Annotated in this window: 13 protein-coding genes; 10 read left to right on the forward strand and 3 right to left on the reverse strand. The window is 67.3% G+C overall.

The annotated features are described in order from the left end of the window. Nucleotides 1–8 precede the first annotated feature (8 nt). From AABM56_RS12290 to AABM56_RS12305, 4 genes are all read left to right on the forward strand, one after another. Nucleotides 9–848, forward strand: coding sequence for an alpha/beta fold hydrolase (locus AABM56_RS12290; RefSeq protein ID WP_347883280.1), 840 nt, complete (start codon nt 9–11; stop codon nt 846–848). Next, complete coding sequence (locus AABM56_RS12295; RefSeq protein WP_133860692.1) at nt 845–2,326, forward strand: aldehyde dehydrogenase; 1,482 nt, start codon at nt 845–847, stop codon at nt 2,324–2,326. Before AABM56_RS12290 ends, AABM56_RS12295 begins: the two co-directional genes overlap by 4 nt. 15 nt (nt 2,327–2,341) lie before the next feature. Then, nucleotides 2,342–2,827: a flavin reductase family protein gene (locus AABM56_RS12300; RefSeq protein WP_059315038.1), complete on the forward strand. Its 486-nt coding sequence runs from the start codon at nt 2,342–2,344 to the stop codon at nt 2,825–2,827. Between the two features lie 128 nt (nt 2,828–2,955). Next, nucleotides 2,956–3,711 carry a GntR family transcriptional regulator gene (locus AABM56_RS12305; protein ID WP_133860693.1) on the forward strand — a complete coding sequence of 252 codons (756 nt, stop codon included), beginning with the start codon at nt 2,956–2,958 and terminating at the stop codon, nt 3,709–3,711. A gap of 44 nt (nt 3,712–3,755) precedes the next feature. Here the strand turns inward: AABM56_RS12305 and AABM56_RS12310 are convergent, their stop codons facing one another. Then, complete coding sequence (locus AABM56_RS12310) at nt 3,756–4,043, reverse strand: DUF1330 domain-containing protein (protein ID WP_133860694.1); 288 nt, start codon at nt 4,041–4,043, stop codon at nt 3,756–3,758. 78 nt (nt 4,044–4,121) lie between these two features. Between AABM56_RS12310 and ribBA the strand changes: the two genes are divergently transcribed. The 5 genes from ribBA to AABM56_RS12335 all read left to right on the forward strand — a co-directional run bounded on the left by ribBA (nt 4,122) and on the right by AABM56_RS12335 (nt 9,345). Then, nucleotides 4,122–5,231, forward strand: coding sequence for a bifunctional 3,4-dihydroxy-2-butanone-4-phosphate synthase/GTP cyclohydrolase II (gene ribBA / locus AABM56_RS12315; RefSeq protein ID WP_347883281.1), 1,110 nt, complete (start codon nt 4,122–4,124; stop codon nt 5,229–5,231). A gap of 190 nt (nt 5,232–5,421) precedes the next feature. Further along, entirely contained in the window at nt 5,422–6,444 is a 1,023-nt protein-coding gene (locus AABM56_RS12320) for an ABC transporter substrate-binding protein (RefSeq protein ID WP_133860696.1), read from the forward strand. Between the two features lies 1 nt (nt 6,445). Next, nucleotides 6,446–7,372: an ABC transporter permease gene (locus tag AABM56_RS12325; protein WP_133860697.1), complete on the forward strand. Its 927-nt coding sequence runs from the start codon at nt 6,446–6,448 to the stop codon at nt 7,370–7,372. 4 nt (nt 7,373–7,376) lie between these two features. Further along, a complete protein-coding gene (locus AABM56_RS12330) occupies nt 7,377–8,186 on the forward strand; it encodes an ABC transporter permease (protein ID WP_347883282.1) in 810 nt (269 codons plus the stop codon). 16 nt (nt 8,187–8,202) lie between these two features. Next, nucleotides 8,203–9,345, forward strand: coding sequence for an ABC transporter ATP-binding protein (locus AABM56_RS12335; protein WP_133860699.1), 1,143 nt, complete (start codon nt 8,203–8,205; stop codon nt 9,343–9,345). A gap of 282 nt (nt 9,346–9,627) precedes the next feature. On the opposite strand, the gene AABM56_RS12340 is transcribed toward AABM56_RS12335, so the two are convergent. Continuing rightward, nucleotides 9,628–11,556: a methyl-accepting chemotaxis protein gene (locus AABM56_RS12340; protein WP_347883283.1), complete on the reverse strand. Its 1,929-nt coding sequence runs from the start codon at nt 11,554–11,556 to the stop codon at nt 9,628–9,630. Nucleotides 11,557–11,712: 156 nt separating this feature from the next. Next, the gene (locus tag AABM56_RS12345; RefSeq protein WP_133860703.1) at nt 11,713–12,636 is read right to left on the reverse strand and encodes a LysR family transcriptional regulator; all 924 of its coding nucleotides are present in this window, start codon (nt 12,634–12,636) and stop codon (nt 11,713–11,715) included. Nucleotides 12,637–13,003: 367 nt separating this feature from the next. Here AABM56_RS12345 and AABM56_RS12350 point away from each other — a divergent pair, with 367 nt between their 5' ends. Beyond that, nucleotides 13,004–14,167, forward strand: coding sequence for an isovaleryl-CoA dehydrogenase (locus AABM56_RS12350; RefSeq protein WP_133860704.1), 1,164 nt, complete (start codon nt 13,004–13,006; stop codon nt 14,165–14,167). Nucleotides 14,168–14,175 lie beyond the last annotated feature (8 nt).

Raw genomic sequence — 14,175 nt, forward strand, 5'->3', positions numbered from 1 at the left:
ATCCGCGAATGATCCGGTCTACAGACGCCAAGACCCCCGCCGGCACTGCCTACCGCATCGCCGGCGATGGCAGCCCGCTCGTCCTGATCCATGGCGTGGGGCTCAGCAAGGAAATGTGGGGCGGTCAACTCGCGGGCCTCGCGCCGCGCTACCAGGTGATCGCCTATGACATGCTCGGCCATGGCGAAAGCCAGCGCCCGGCGGCGCAGGCGACGCTCGACGACTATGCCGCGCAGCTCACCGAACTGCTCGATCACCTGGGGCTGGCAACGGCCGTGGTGGTCGGCTTCTCCATGGGCGGCCTGGTGGCCCGGGCCTTCGCCCTCGGCCATCCGCAGCGACTGGACGCCCTGGTGATCCTCAACAGCGTGTTCAATCGCTCGGTGGAGCAGCGTAGCGGGGTCCTGGAGCGAACCCGCCAGGCCGAACTCGAAGGCCCTGACGCCAACCTGGATAGCGCCCTGGCGCGCTGGTTCAGCCGCGAGTACCAGGGCGCCAACCCGGCGCAGATCCAGGCGCTGCGGCAGGCCTTCGCCAGCAATGACCCCCAGGGCTATCTGACCACCTATGCCCTGTTCGCCACCCAGGACCGCTATGGCGCCGAGCGCCTGGACAGCATCCAGGTGCCCACCCTGGTGGCCACTGGGGAACTGGACAGCGGCTCGACCCCGGAGATGGCGCGCCAGCTGGCCGCCCGGATTCCGCGCGCGCGCACTGCCGTGCTGGCCGACCAGCGCCATATGATGCCGGTCGAGTCACCCAAGCTGGTCAACGCCCTGCTGCTGGACTTTCTCGAAGACGCCCTGGGCAAGGCCCCTTCCACCTCCATCAAGGGATACGTGGCATGACCCTGCAACGTTTTCAGATGTGCATCGACGGCGAATGGACCGCGGCCCAGTCGGGCCGTACCTTCGCCAGTCTCGATCCGGCCACCGCGACCGCCTGGGCGGAATTGCCCGACGCCGATGCCGACGACGTCGACCGCGCGGTCCAGGCCGCCCAGCGGGCCTTCGAGGCGCCGGCCTGGCGTGGCCTGACCGCTAGCGCCCGCGGCAAGCTCCTGCGCCGGCTGGGCGATCTCATCGCCGCCAACAAGGAAGCCCTGGCCCAGCTGGAAAGCCGCGACAACGGCAAGCTGATCCGCGAGACCCGCGGCCAGGTCGGCTACCTGCCGGAATTCTTCCACTACACCGCGGGCCTGGCCGACAAGCTCGAAGGCGGCACCCTGCCCCTCGACAAGACCGACCTCTTCGCCTACACCGTGCACGAACCGCTGGGCGTGATCGCCGGCATCGTGCCCTGGAACAGCCCGCTGTACCTGACCGCCATCAAGGTCGCCCCGGCCCTGGCCGCCGGCAACACCGTGGTGATCAAGCCGTCCGAGCATGCCTCGGCCACCATCCTGGAGCTGGCGCGACTGGCCCTGGAAGCCGGCATTCCGCCGGGCGTGTTCAACGTGGTGACCGGTTATGGTCCGGGCGCCGGCGCGGCCCTCACCCGCCATCCGCTGGTGCGCAAGATCGCCTTTACCGGCGGTGCCGCCACGGCCCGCCATGTGGTCCGCGCCAGCGCCGAGAACTTCGCCAAGCTGAGCCTGGAGCTGGGCGGCAAGTCGCCCAACATCATCTTCGCCGACGCCGACCTGGACAGCGCGATCAATGGCGCGGTGGCCGGTATCTATGCCGCCTCCGGGCAGAGTTGCGTGGCCGGCTCGCGGCTGCTGGTGCAGGACGATATCTACGACGAATTCATCACCCGACTGGTGGAGCGTGCCCAGCGCATCCGCATCGGCAATCCCCAGGATGACGCCAGCGAGATGGGCCCCATGGCCACCGAGCAGCAGCTCGCCATCGTCGAGCGGCTGGTGGAGGCGGCCCTGGCCGAAGGCGCCACCCTGCGCCTGGGCGGCAAGCGACCCGACACCGGCAGCGCCGGCTGGTACTACGAACCCACCCTGCTGGAATGCGACCGGCACTCGCTGCGCATCATGCAGGAGGAAGTCTTCGGCCCGGTGGCCGCGGTGATCCGCTTCAAGGACGAGGCCGAGGCCCTGCGCCTGGCCAACGACAGCGAGCTGGGACTCGCCGCCGGTATCTGGACCCGCGACCTGGGTCGTGCCCATCGCCTGGCGCGGGATATCCGCTCCGGCATCATCTGGGTCAACACCTATCGCGCGGTCTCGGCCATGGCGCCGATCGGCGGTTTCAAGAACAGCGGCTACGGCCGCGAGAGCGGCATCGACTCGGTTCTGGCCTATACCGAAACCAAAACGGTATGGATCAATCTGTCCCAGGCGCCGATGCCCGATCCCTTTGTAATGCGTTAAACGAGGTTGGCAGTCATGATCGATCCCGCAATCTACAAGCAAGTGATGGGCGCCTTTCCGTCCGGCGTCACCGTGGTCACCACCCTGGACGCCGAGGGCAACCTCGCCGGCCTGACCGCCAGCGCCTTCAGCGCCCTGTCGCTGGACCCGGCGCTGGTGCTCTTCTGCCCCAACTACAGCTCCGACACCTATCCGCTGCTGCGTGACGGCAAGGGCTTCGCCATCCACCTGCTGAGCGCCGAACAGCAGCGTATCGCCTACGCCTTCGCCAGCAAGGGCAAGGACAAGACCCAGGGTATCGAATGGACGCGCAGCGCCCTGGGCAATCCGCTGCTGGCGGACGCCACCGCGGTGATCGAGTGCGAGCTGTGGCGCGAGTACGACGGCGGCGACCACGCCATCATCGTCGGGGCGGTGAAGAATCTCATCGTGCCGGACCAGGAGGTGATCCCGATGCTCTATCACCGGGGCCGGATGGGCGCCGCGCCGATCTATGCCTGAGCGGACGGGCCCATGAACACCTGCAGGGGGCATGCTAGACTTGCCCTCTTCCGCCCTGGCGAGCACGCAGGCCCCATGTAGTCGCGTGCCTCGTCGTCGCCTGTAGAACCGGTCCGCCAGAGAGCCCCATGAGACGCGCGCAGCTAGACGACAGCTTCAAGATCACCCGCAGCCCGGTCACCCTGCGTGAAATGGTGTGCAATCGCCTGCGCCAGGCGATCCTGAACTTCCAGTTGCTGCCGGGCGATCGCCTGGTGGAGCGCGATCTCTGCGACCGCCTGGGCGTCAGCCGCACCTCGGTGCGCGAAGCCCTGCGTCATCTCGAATCCGAAGGCCTGGTGGAGTTCGCCGATGCCCGTGGGCCGCGCGTCGCCATCATCACCCTGGAGGATGCCTGCGACCTCTATGAACTGCGCTGCGTGCTGGAAGGCCTGATCGTGCAACTCTTCACCTTGCGCGCCGGCCCCAAGGAGATCGCCGCGCTGGAACAAGCCCTGGCGGAAAACCGCGAGGCCCTGGAGGGCGCCGAACTGCCGGAGGTGATCGAGACCGTGCAGAATTTCTACGACGTGCTCATGGAAGGCTGCGGCAACCGCGTCGCCGCCACCCAGCTGCGCCAGTTGCAGGCGCGCGTCAGCTACCTGAGAGCCACCTCGGTCTCCCAGGCCAATCGCCGTCAGGCGAGCAATGCCGAGATGGAGCGCATGGTCGCGGCGATCCGCAGCGGTGATGCCCTGGCCGCCCACCAGGCATCGGTGGATCACGTGCGCGCCGCCGCCAAGGTGGCCCTCGACTACCTGCAGCGGCAGCAGGAGCACCAGGGCGAACAGGCCCGTGAGCTGTTCATCCCCCGCGTGCAGGACGAGCCGCGCATCGAACGCTAGCCGTCTTCGACCAGACGCGGCAGTGCCGTGCCTGGCCGCCTCTCTCAGAGTCCTTCGACGATGAAGATCTCGGCCCGGGCCGCCGTCTGCCGGTGCCCGCAGGCGTCCTGATACTCCGCCGAGCGATAGCAGGACAGGGCCTGTTCGTAGGAATCGAATTCGATCACCACCCGGCGCGTCGCCCAGCCTTCGCCTTCCAGCTGCTCGGCGCGTCCGCCTCGGGCGAGGAAGCGACCGCCATAGCGGGCGAAGGCCGCCGGTGCGCGCTCCGTATAGCCGCGATAAGCCTCGGGATCGGTCACATCGACCGCTGCAATCCAATAACCTTTCATGGCACCTTGCCTCTTTCGCTGCGATTTGTCTCATGGTATACCAGATTACATAGCAATCCAGAACCCTGAGAGGTAGTCGTGGCCATCCATCCCATCGAAGCGATCATCGAGGATTTCCGTGCCGGCAAGATGGTCATCCTGGTCGATGACGAAGACCGCGAGAACGAGGGCGACATCCTGCTCGCCGCCGATGCCTGTACCCCGGCGGCGATCAGCTTCATGGCGCGCGAAGCCCGCGGTCTGATCTGCCTGACGCTGACCGAAGAACGCTGCCGCCAGCTCAACCTGATGCAGATGGTCAGCGACAACGGCACCGTCCACGGCACCGCCTTCACCGTGTCCATCGAAGCCGCCACGGGCGTCACCACCGGTATCTCGGCGGCGGACCGAGCGCGCACCATCGAAGCGGCGGTGGCGCCGGATGCCACCCCGCGCGATCTGGTCCAGCCCGGCCACATCTTTCCCCTGCGCGCTCGCGACGGCGGCGTGCTGACTCGCGCCGGCCATACCGAGGCCGGGTGCGACCTGGCACGGCTGGCCGGTCGCGATCCTTCGGCCGTGATCGTCGAGGTGATGAACGACGATGGCAGCATGGCCCGCCGACCGGACCTGGAGCGCTTCGGCGAACGCCACGGCATCAAGCTGGGCACCATCGCCGACCTCATCCATTACCGACTGCGCCATGAACACACCGTCACCCGCATCGGCGAGAGCGAATTGCCGACGGTGCACGGCACCTTCCGCCTGCTGACCTACGAGGACCGCATCGAGGGCGGCGTGCACCTGGCCATGGTGATGGGCGACATCGACCGCGAGACCCCCACCCTGGTCCGCGTCCATGCCCTGGACCCGTTGCGCGACCTGGTCGGTGCCGAATACAGCGGCCCGCCGAGCTGGACCCTGTGGGCTGCCCTGGAACGCGTCGCCCAGGAAGGCCACGGCATCGTGGTGGTGCTCGCCAGCCATGAATCCTCCCAGGCATTGCTGGCCCGGGTGCCCTCGCTGACCCAACCCAAGCGGCTGTTCGAGCGCTCTCAGTCGCGCATCTATGCCGAGGTAGGCACCGGGGCGCAGATCCTGCAAGACCTGGGCGTCGGGCGTATCCGCCACCTGGGTCTGCCGCTGCGCTATGCCGGCCTGACCGGGTACGAACTGGAGATCGTCGAGACCCTGCCGTTCCCTGGCTGAAGCGCCTTCCAGAGGCCTCTGGCATACTTGCAAAAAGTTTGGAATACCATAATATCGAATGACAATACGACCCGTTTGACAGGGTCGACAGCTCTACTTCGAGGTGCCGCTATCCGCCTCGAATCGCACGACTCCTACAAGGCCGCGGCACCTCTGCCGCGCCGATCCAATAACAAAAGAGGGCGTCACGATGTTGCTGAAGCTTAAAGTCGTCTCTGTGGTCGCTGCCGGCCTGTTGACTACGCTGGCCCTTCCGGCCCAGGCCGAAAGTCTCAACTTCACCAGCTGGGGCGGTACCACCCAGGATGCCCAGAGGCAGGCCTGGGCCGGACCCTTCACCCAGCAGACCGGTATCCAGGTCGTGCAGGACGGCCCCACCGACTACGGCAAGCTGCAGGCCATGGTGCAGAGTGGCAATGTGCAGTGGGACGTGGTCGACGTGGAGGCGGACTTCGCCCTGCGCGCCGCCCAGCAGGGCCTGCTGGAGCCGCTGGACTTCAAGACCATCGACCGCAGCAGGATCGATCCGCGCTTCGTCAACGATCATGCCGTGGGCTCCTTCTTCTTCTCCTTCGTGCTCGGCTACAACCAGGGCAAGCTGGGCAGCAAGCAGCCACAGGACTGGTCGGCGCTGTTCGACACCACCACCTATCCCGGCAAGCGGGCGCTCTACAAATGGCCGAGCCCCGGCGTGCTGGAACTGGCCCTGCTGGCCGATGGGGTGCCCAAGGACAAGCTCTATCCGCTGGACCTGGATCGCGCCTTCAAGAAGCTCGACACCATCAAGAAGGACATCGTCTGGTGGGGCGGCGGCGCCCAGTCGCAGCAGCTGCTCGCCTCTGGTGAAGCGACCCTGGGGCAGTTCTGGAACGGCCGGGTCTATGCCCTGCAGCAGGACGGCGCGCCGGTGGGCGTGAGCTGGAAGCAGAATCTGGTCATGGCCGACATGCTGGTGGTGCCCAAGGGCGCGAAGAACAAGGAGGCGGCGATGAAATTTCTCGCCGAGGCCAGCGGCGCCCGCGGCCAGGCCGAGTTCGCTAACCTCACCGCCTACGCGCCGGTCAACCTCGACAGCGTCGCCAAACTGACCCCGGACCTGGCCAAGAATCTGCCCACCGCCTACGGCAGCGAGCAGGTCACCCTGGACTTCGCCTATTGGGCCCAGCACGGTGGCGAGATCGCCAGCCGCTGGAACGAATGGCTGGTGAAATGACATGTCCGCCTCAAGTTCCAGCCGGGCGGTGCTCGGCTCCGCCAAGGACACCCCGCGTCCGCTGAGCGACCCGGCGCGGACCCGGGGTGAACGCGCCGTACGCTGGAAGGGGGCGAGTCACCTCGTCCCTGCCCTGCTGTTCCTCGGCCTATTCTTCCTGGTGCCGTTGATCGGTCTGCTGCTGCGCGGGTTCCTCGAACCCGTGCCGGGCCTCGGCAACTACCAGACGCTGTTCGCCAACGGTGCCTATGCCCAGGTGTTGCTCAACACCTTCGGCGTCGCCGCGCTGGTGACGCTCTTCAGCGTGCTGATCGGCTTTCCGCTGGCCTGGACCATTACCCTGATGCCACGCGGCTGGGGCCGCTGGCTGTTCAACATCGTGCTGCTGTCGATGTGGACCAGCCTGCTGGCCCGCACCTACGCCTGGCTGGTGCTGCTGCAGGGTTCGGGCGTGATCAACAAGCTGCTCATGGCGATGGGGCTGATCGACGAGCCCTTGGCCATGGTCAACAACCTGACCGGGGTGGTGATCGGCATGACCTACATCATGATCCCCTTCATCGTGCTGCCCTTGCAGGCGACCCTGCAGGCCATGGACCCCATGGTGCTGCAGGCCGGCGCCATCTGCGGCGCCAGTCCCTGGACCAACTTCCGCAAGGTGTTCCTGCCGATGTGCCGTTCCGGCCTGGGCTCGGGTGCCCTGATGGTGTTCGTCATGTCGCTCGGCTACTACGTGACCCCGGCGCTGCTGGGTGGGGCGCAGAACATGATGCTGCCGGAATTCATCATCCAGCAGGTGCAGTCCTTCCTCAACTGGGGCCTGGCCAGCGCCGCCGCGGCGTTGCTCATCGTCATCGCCCTGGTGCTGTTCGCCCTCTATCTCAGGCTGCAACCGGAATCCCCGGTCGACCCCCAGAACGCGAGGTAACCCCATGCTGCTCACTCCCAGTGCCCTCGGCTGGCGGCTGCGCGGTGGCCTGCTGCTGGTCACCGGCGCCATCGCCGCGGTGCTCCTGCTGCCCATCTTCTTCATCGTGCTGCTGTCGTTCGGCTCCTCCCAGTGGCTGGTCTTCCCGCCGCCGGGCTGGACGCTGAAGTGGTACCAGCAATTCTTCGCCAACCCGGAATGGATGCAGGCGGCGCTGGCCAGCCTCAAGGTGGCGCTGCTGACCACCCTGGTCTCGGTGGCCCTGGCGGTACCCTGCGCCTTCGCCCTGGTACGCGGCAAATTTCCCGGGCGCAAGACGCTCTATGCGGTCTTCACCCTGCCGATGATCGTGCCGCTGGTGGTGATCGCCGTGGCCATCTATGCGCTGTTCCTGCGTCTGGGCTACACCGGTACCCTGCTGGCCTTCGTGGTCAGCCACGTGATCGTCGCCCTGCCCTTCGCGCTGATCGCCGTCATCAATTCGCTCAAGCTGTTCGATCAGTCCATCGAAGATGCCGCGGTGATCTGCGGTGCCTCGCGCCTGCAGGCGATCTACCGGGTGACCCTGCCCGGCATCTGGCCGGGGGTGTTCGCCGGGGCTCTATTTGCCTTCCTGGTGTCCTGGGACGAGGTGGTGCTGAGCGTGATGATGGCCAGCCCCAACCTGCAGACCCTGCCGGTGAAGATGTGGGCGACCCTGCGCCAGGACCTGACGCCGGTGATCGCCGTGGCCTCCACCGTGCTGATCGGCCTTTCCCTGCTGGTGATGCTCGCGGCTGCCCTGCTGCGCCGCCGCCAACCCCTTTCCCGCTGAGCTCCCGGAGCCTGCCATGAGCGCCGTACTCCAGAACCACACCCCCGCGGCCCCGCTGGTCCGCCTGCAGAACCTCAACAAGCACTACGGCGACTTCACCGCCGTGGACGATCTCACGCTGGACATCCAGGAGGGTGAATTCCTCACCTTCCTCGGCTCCAGCGGTTCCGGCAAGTCCACCACCCTGTCGATGCTGGCCGGCTTCGAGACCCCCAGCTCCGGCGCCATCAGCGTCGCCGGTCGCTCGCTGCTGCGGGTGCCACCACACCAGCGCGACATCGGCATGGTGTTCCAGCGCTATTCGCTGTTTCCGCACCTCTCGGTGCGCGACAACATCGGTTTCCCCCTGGACATCCGCAAGGTCGGTGCGGCCGAGCGCAACCAGCGGGTCGACGCCATGCTGCGCCTGGTGCAGCTCGATGCCTTCGCCCATCGGCGGCCGGCGCAGCTCTCCGGCGGCCAGCAGCAGCGGGTGGCCATCGCACGGGCGCTGGTCTATGAACCGCGCATCCTGCTGATGGACGAACCCCTTGGCGCCCTGGACAAGAAGCTCCGCGAAGACCTGCAGGACGAACTGCGCCAGCTGCACCGGCGACTGGGAATCACCATCGTCTACGTGACCCACGACCAGGAAGAAGCCCTGCGGCTGTCGCAACGCATCGCCATCTTCAGTCACGGGCGCATCGTCGGCCTGGGCAGTGGCTACGACCTCTACCAGAATCCGCCGAATGCCTTCGTCGCGGCCTTCCTCGGCAACTCCAACTTCCTCAAGGTCACCGCCCGGGCCCAGGCCCATTGCACCTTCGAGGGTCAGGAGCTGGCGATGCGCCCGACCGCCGGCGTCAGACCGGAGCAGGCGTTGCTGCTGATGCTGCGGCCGGAAAAGCTGCAGCTGCTGACCACCGAACAGGCCGCGACCCTGCCCATGCCGGCGGGCTGGAACGAGATCCCGGCACGGGTCGGCGAGGCGCTGTTCCTGGGCGAGAGCCAGAGCTGCATGCTGCAGACCGCGGGGGGCGCCCAGTTGATGGTCAAGTCGCTGGCCCATGCCCAGGGCCTGCAGCCTGGCCAGGTGGTACGGCTGCGCTGGGCGGCCAGCGATGCCTGCGTCTATACCGAGTGGAACGAAGCCGACCTGAGCAAGGCCGCCGCGCACTGAAGTCCCTGCAGGGCAGCGCGAATCGCCGCCCTGCCTTCGTTACCCGCCGAGCGCGATCCGACCGGCCAGGTCAGCGGCCTCACCTCCCAGCGCGCGACGTTCCTCCCTCCATGACCCACCTCGCGCGTCCGGATCCGGGCGCGCGCAGCACGCCGGATCGCCGGCAGCGGGTTGGCTAAGGCCAGGACCCGCACTGACGTTCGCGAGTAGAGCGCTCGCCGCAGCGGCCTTCGCCCTGCGAGCCTCATCCGCCCCTGTGGAGGGTCGAGGCCTTTGGCGTGCCTACAGGCGGAAGCGACTGATCCGGGCGGTCAATTCCGCACCCAGCTGTCCGAGTTCCGCGCTGGCCGCGGACATCTCCTGGCTGGAACTGACACTGGCTTCCGCCAGGGCCTCGACGACGGCGACGCTCTGCCCCACCTCACCGGCGACCCGGCTCTGCTCTTCGGCGGCGGCCGCGATCTGCAGGTTCATCGCCTGCATGCTCGTGACCTGGCTGCCAATGAGTTGCAGCGCCTCGCCAGCGTGCTGGATCAGGGTCACCGCCTGGCCGGTCTGCGAACGACTGGCGTCCATGCGCGCCGCGGCCTGGGCGGCGCGGCCACGCAGATCGGCGACGCTGCGCTCGATCTCGGTGACCGACTGCTGGGTGCTACGAGCCAGATTGCGCACCTCGTCGGCCACCACCGCGAAGCCACGTCCAGCCTCCCCGGCGCGGGCCGCCTCGATGGCCGCGTTGAGCGCCAGCAGGTTGGTCTGCTCGGCGACCGCCTTGATGACCCCGGTGACCGCGCCGATACGCTCGCTCTCGCGCAACAGCGCATCCATCGCCGTGGCGGCCTGCACCATCTCCTGCACCAGCGCGTCAACCGCGGTGATCGCCTGGCGTACCCGTGCATCGCCATCGTCCGCCGCGCGCTCGACCTGCCGAGAGGTCTGCGACGCCATTTCGGCATGGGTGGCCACCTCCTGGGCACTGGCGGTCAACTGCACGATGGCGGTAGCCACCAGGCGCGTTTCCTGGCCCTGGCGTTCCACTCCGTCACGCGTCCGTTCGGCGCTGCCGGTGAGCCCCTGAGCCGCGCCTTGCAGCTGCGTGGTGCTCTCCCGGACCTGGCCGACCAGCTCGCGCAAGCCGGCGGTCATCTCGCCCATGCTGGCCTGCAACTGACCGAGTTCGTCCCGCCGCGTCACCGGCGGCATGGACGACAGATCACCACCGGCGATGCGCCGGGCCTGCTGCAGCGAGGCGCGCAGCGGCTGCATCAGTTGGCGGGTGATGAGCCAGCCGGCCAGCAGACCGGCCAGCAACGCCAGCACGCTGATCAGCGCCAGCCAGCGATAGGCCTGCTCGCTGGCCGCCTCGCGCTGGACGATGGTCTGGCGCACCAGCTGGCGCCCGGTGTCGAGCAGTCGGTCTTCCAGGCCGCGCAGTGCCTCGGCGGCCTGGGCGGCCTGCTGGTTGGCCTGCTGAAAGGTGCCGATGGAATCCTGGTAATGCAGCAGTGCCTCTTCGGCGCGCCGCAGGATGGGCGCGTCGCGGCTGGAGGCACTGGCCAGGCGGCGTTGCAGCTCGGCGACCGTGGCCGTCATGTCGGCATTCGCCTTGGCCTCCTGGGCGGGATCGCCACCGAGCAGGTAGCGCTGCAGGCTGTACCTCACCTCGCGCAGACGGCGCTCCAGTACGCCGATGGCCCGGAATTGGCCGAGTCGCTGGCCGGGATAGAGTTCGGGTGCCTCACTGGTGGCCAGGTTCTGCTCGATCTCACCCACGCCCTGCAACGCTTCGTCGGCACGGGTGCCGAGCAAGGTCGCCGCTTCACCGCGCCGCTGGTAGGCGCTGACCTGAGCGGCGAAGGTCTGCGCATAGGCAGCGGCCAATTCGCTCTGCGCGTCGAGCAGGCGCTGGCTGGCGGCGTCCAGGCCCAGCCGCTGCAATGCCGCCTGCTGCTCGCGCAAGGCGTCCAGACGCGCCGTCACCGGCTGGGCCACGGCTTCGCCGACCGCTTGGGCATAGGCCTGCCGGGCGATGCCCAGATCCTTCGCCGCCTCGGTGAGTTTACCGATGGCCGCCAGGCGGTCGCCGCTGCGCGCCAGCAGGCCGATGGTGCTCCACCCGGTCGCGGCGATGGCCAGGGTCAGCAGCAGGACGCTGCCAAAACCCAGGGCCAGCTTGAGGGTCGTCTTCAGATCCTTGAACCAGGTGCGCATACGCATCTCCTTATCGAAGCGAGGCTCTTGGCAAGCCACGGCTGAACCGCCCAATAGATGGATTATGGTATACCAACCGACATTCAAGACGTTGTCCTTCGTCCCCGCCAGCGCCACGTTCATCCGGTCCGGCGGAAGCCCTGTTGCGGGGTGCGCCTAACGTTCACGGGCCTCGCCACTCGCCGACACCAGGAACTGGCGAAACGCCTGGGCACCGGCCCCCAGGCGGTCTTCGGGACTCCAGATCAGCCCCAGCTCCATGGGCGGGATGGCATCGGCCACCGGCCGGGCTTCCAGCTTGCGGCCTTCCAGCGACCAGCCGCGATAGAGCATGTCGGAGAGGATGGTCACGCCGAAGCCGTGGGCGACCAGGCCGCGCAGGGACTCCATGGACGAAGTCTTGAACACCACGTTGGGCGCAAGACCCGCCGCGTGCCAGTAGCGCAGGGTCGAGGTCTCCCCTTCGTCCACCGTGGCGAGGATGTAGGGATAGGGAGCGATGTCGGCCAGGGTGACGCGCTCCGCTGCCAGCAGCGGATGGGCGCTGGGCAGCCAGAGCTGGCGCGGCGAGCGCATCAGCAGATGACGTTCGAAGGGCTGGGCGGCGTCGACGTTGGAGATGACGGTGAGGCCCAGCTCCAGGGTGCCATCGGTGATGCCGGCTTCGATGCTGGGCCGGTCCATGTCGCGCAGGTCGATGTCGATCTGCGGATAGCTGCGCTTGAAGCGCGCCAGCAGGGTCGGCAGGTAGTAGCCGAGCACCGCATAGGAGGCGCCGACGCGCGCCTGGCCGGTCAGGGCATGGCTCTGGAACAGCGGCTGGCTGACGGCGTCCTGCAGGGTATCGAGGATGTGCCGGGCATGGTGATAGAACTGATGCCCCTCGGCCGTGAGCTTGACGCCGTGGGGCAGGCGTTCGAACAGCCGCACGGCGAGCAGCGCCTCCAGCTGGCTGACCGCCGTGGTGACCGCCGACTGGCTGACGTTGACCGCGCTGGCGGCCAGGGAAAACTGGCTGTTCTCGGCGGCGGCGACGAAGTAGCGCAGCTGCCGCATGGAAATGTCCTTGAGCAATGCCATCTGATTTTCCAATACCTGGATTCTATTTTTATCGTTTCACGATAGCGCATTTCCTCTCCTAGACTCAGAGACACAGGCGCGCCGCCTTCCTCTCGCGGTCGCCATGACAAGAATAATGAACAGGAGGACGGACCATGCGCGCCCTGGCGCCCGCGTTCCGCAGCCGCGCTTCGTGCGCACCCTTGTCCTGCCGTCGGCCACCCTGCCCGACGGTTTTCCAGCGTCCACCTGCGCGCCACGCCCGCGCCTGGCCATCAGCGCTGCCCCGTCCTGTTTCTTTCAGCTCCGCGCCGTACCGGGTGGCCGCCCCATGCGCGCCCGATCGGCTGACCGCTCTCACCCGACAATCCCAACAACAGGTGACCCCATGAGCTACCCGAGTCTCAACTTCGCCCTGGGCGAGACCCTCGATCTGCTGCGCGATCAGGTGCGCACCCTGGTCGCCCGCGAGGTAGCGCCTCGCGCAGGCGAGATCGATGCCAGCAACAGCTTTCCCATGGACCTGTGGCGCACCTTTGGTGACCTGGGCTTGCTCGGCATCACCGTGGGCGAGGAATACGGCGGCGCAGGGCTCGGCTATCTGGCCCATGCGGTGGCCATGGAGGAGATCAGCCGCGGCTCCGCCTCGGTCGCCCTGTCCTATGGCGCCCACTCCAATCTCTGTGTCAACCAGATCCACCGCAATGGCAGCGCCGAGCAGAAGGCGCGCTACCTGCCCCGGCTGGTCAGCGGCGAGCACATTGGCGCCCTGGCCATGAGCGAACCCAATGCCGGCTCGGACGTGGTCTCCATGAAGCTGCGCGCCGACCGCCGCGGCGATCGCTTCGTGCTCAACGGCAGCAAGACCTGGATCACCAACGGGCCTGATGCCCACACCTATGTCATCTATGCCAAGACCGAGCCGGAAAAGGCTGCCCATGGCATCACCGCCTTCATCGTCGAGCGTGACTGGACCGGTTTCAGCCGCGGCAGCAAGTTCGACAAGCTGGGCATGCGCGGCTCCAACACCTGCGAGCTGTTCTTCGACGACGTGGAGGTGCCGGAGGAAAACGTGCTGGGCCAGGTCAATGGCGGGGTCAAGGTGCTGATGAGCGGCCTGGACTACGAGCGCGTGGTCCTCGCCGGCGGCCCGGTGGGCATCATGCAGGCCTGCCTGGACGTGGTCCTGCCCTATGTCCATGACCGCAAGCAATTCGGTCAGAGCATCGGCGAATTCCAGCTGATCCAGGGCAAGGTGGCCGACCTCTACACCGGCCTCGCCGCCAGCCGCGCCTATCTCTATGCGGTGGCCCAGGCCTGTGACCGCGGCGAGACCACCCGCAAGGACGCTGCCGGGGTGATCCTCTATACCGCCGAGAAGGCTACCCAGATGGCCCTGGAAGCCATCCAGATCCTGGGTGGCAACGGCTATATCAACGAATACCCCACCGGCCGCCTGCTGCGCGACGCCAAGCTCTACGAGATCGGCGCCGGCACCAGCGAGATTCGCCGCATGCTGATCGGCCGCGAGCTGTTCAACGAAACCCGGTGAGGACGCCT

The organism is Pseudomonas aestiva, from assembly GCF_039908605.1.
Taxonomy (GTDB): domain Bacteria; phylum Pseudomonadota; class Gammaproteobacteria; order Pseudomonadales; family Pseudomonadaceae; genus Chryseomonas; species Chryseomonas aestiva.

What these genes read in the sequence shown, in the direction of transcription:
- AABM56_RS12290 (WP_347883280.1), top strand. Translation starts at nt 9, where the DNA reads ATGATCCGGTCTACAGACGCCAAGACCCCCGCCGGCACTGCCTACCGC.
- AABM56_RS12295 (WP_133860692.1), top strand. Translation starts at nt 845, where the DNA reads ATGACCCTGCAACGTTTTCAGATGTGCATCGACGGCGAATGGACCGCG.
- AABM56_RS12300 (WP_059315038.1), top strand. Translation starts at nt 2,342, where the DNA reads ATGATCGATCCCGCAATCTACAAGCAAGTGATGGGCGCCTTTCCGTCC.
- AABM56_RS12305 (WP_133860693.1), top strand. Translation starts at nt 2,956, where the DNA reads ATGAGACGCGCGCAGCTAGACGACAGCTTCAAGATCACCCGCAGCCCG.
- AABM56_RS12310 (WP_133860694.1), bottom strand. Translation starts at nt 4,043, where the DNA reads ATGAAAGGTTATTGGATTGCAGCGGTCGATGTGACCGATCCCGAGGCT.
- AABM56_RS12320 (WP_133860696.1), top strand. Translation starts at nt 5,422, where the DNA reads ATGTTGCTGAAGCTTAAAGTCGTCTCTGTGGTCGCTGCCGGCCTGTTG.
- AABM56_RS12325 (WP_133860697.1), top strand. Translation starts at nt 6,446, where the DNA reads ATGTCCGCCTCAAGTTCCAGCCGGGCGGTGCTCGGCTCCGCCAAGGAC.
- AABM56_RS12330 (WP_347883282.1), top strand. Translation starts at nt 7,377, where the DNA reads ATGCTGCTCACTCCCAGTGCCCTCGGCTGGCGGCTGCGCGGTGGCCTG.
- AABM56_RS12335 (WP_133860699.1), top strand. Translation starts at nt 8,203, where the DNA reads ATGAGCGCCGTACTCCAGAACCACACCCCCGCGGCCCCGCTGGTCCGC.
- AABM56_RS12340 (WP_347883283.1), bottom strand. Translation starts at nt 11,556, where the DNA reads ATGCGCACCTGGTTCAAGGATCTGAAGACGACCCTCAAGCTGGCCCTG.
- AABM56_RS12345 (WP_133860703.1), bottom strand. Translation starts at nt 12,636, where the DNA reads ATGGCATTGCTCAAGGACATTTCCATGCGGCAGCTGCGCTACTTCGTC.
- AABM56_RS12350 (WP_133860704.1), top strand. Translation starts at nt 13,004, where the DNA reads ATGAGCTACCCGAGTCTCAACTTCGCCCTGGGCGAGACCCTCGATCTG.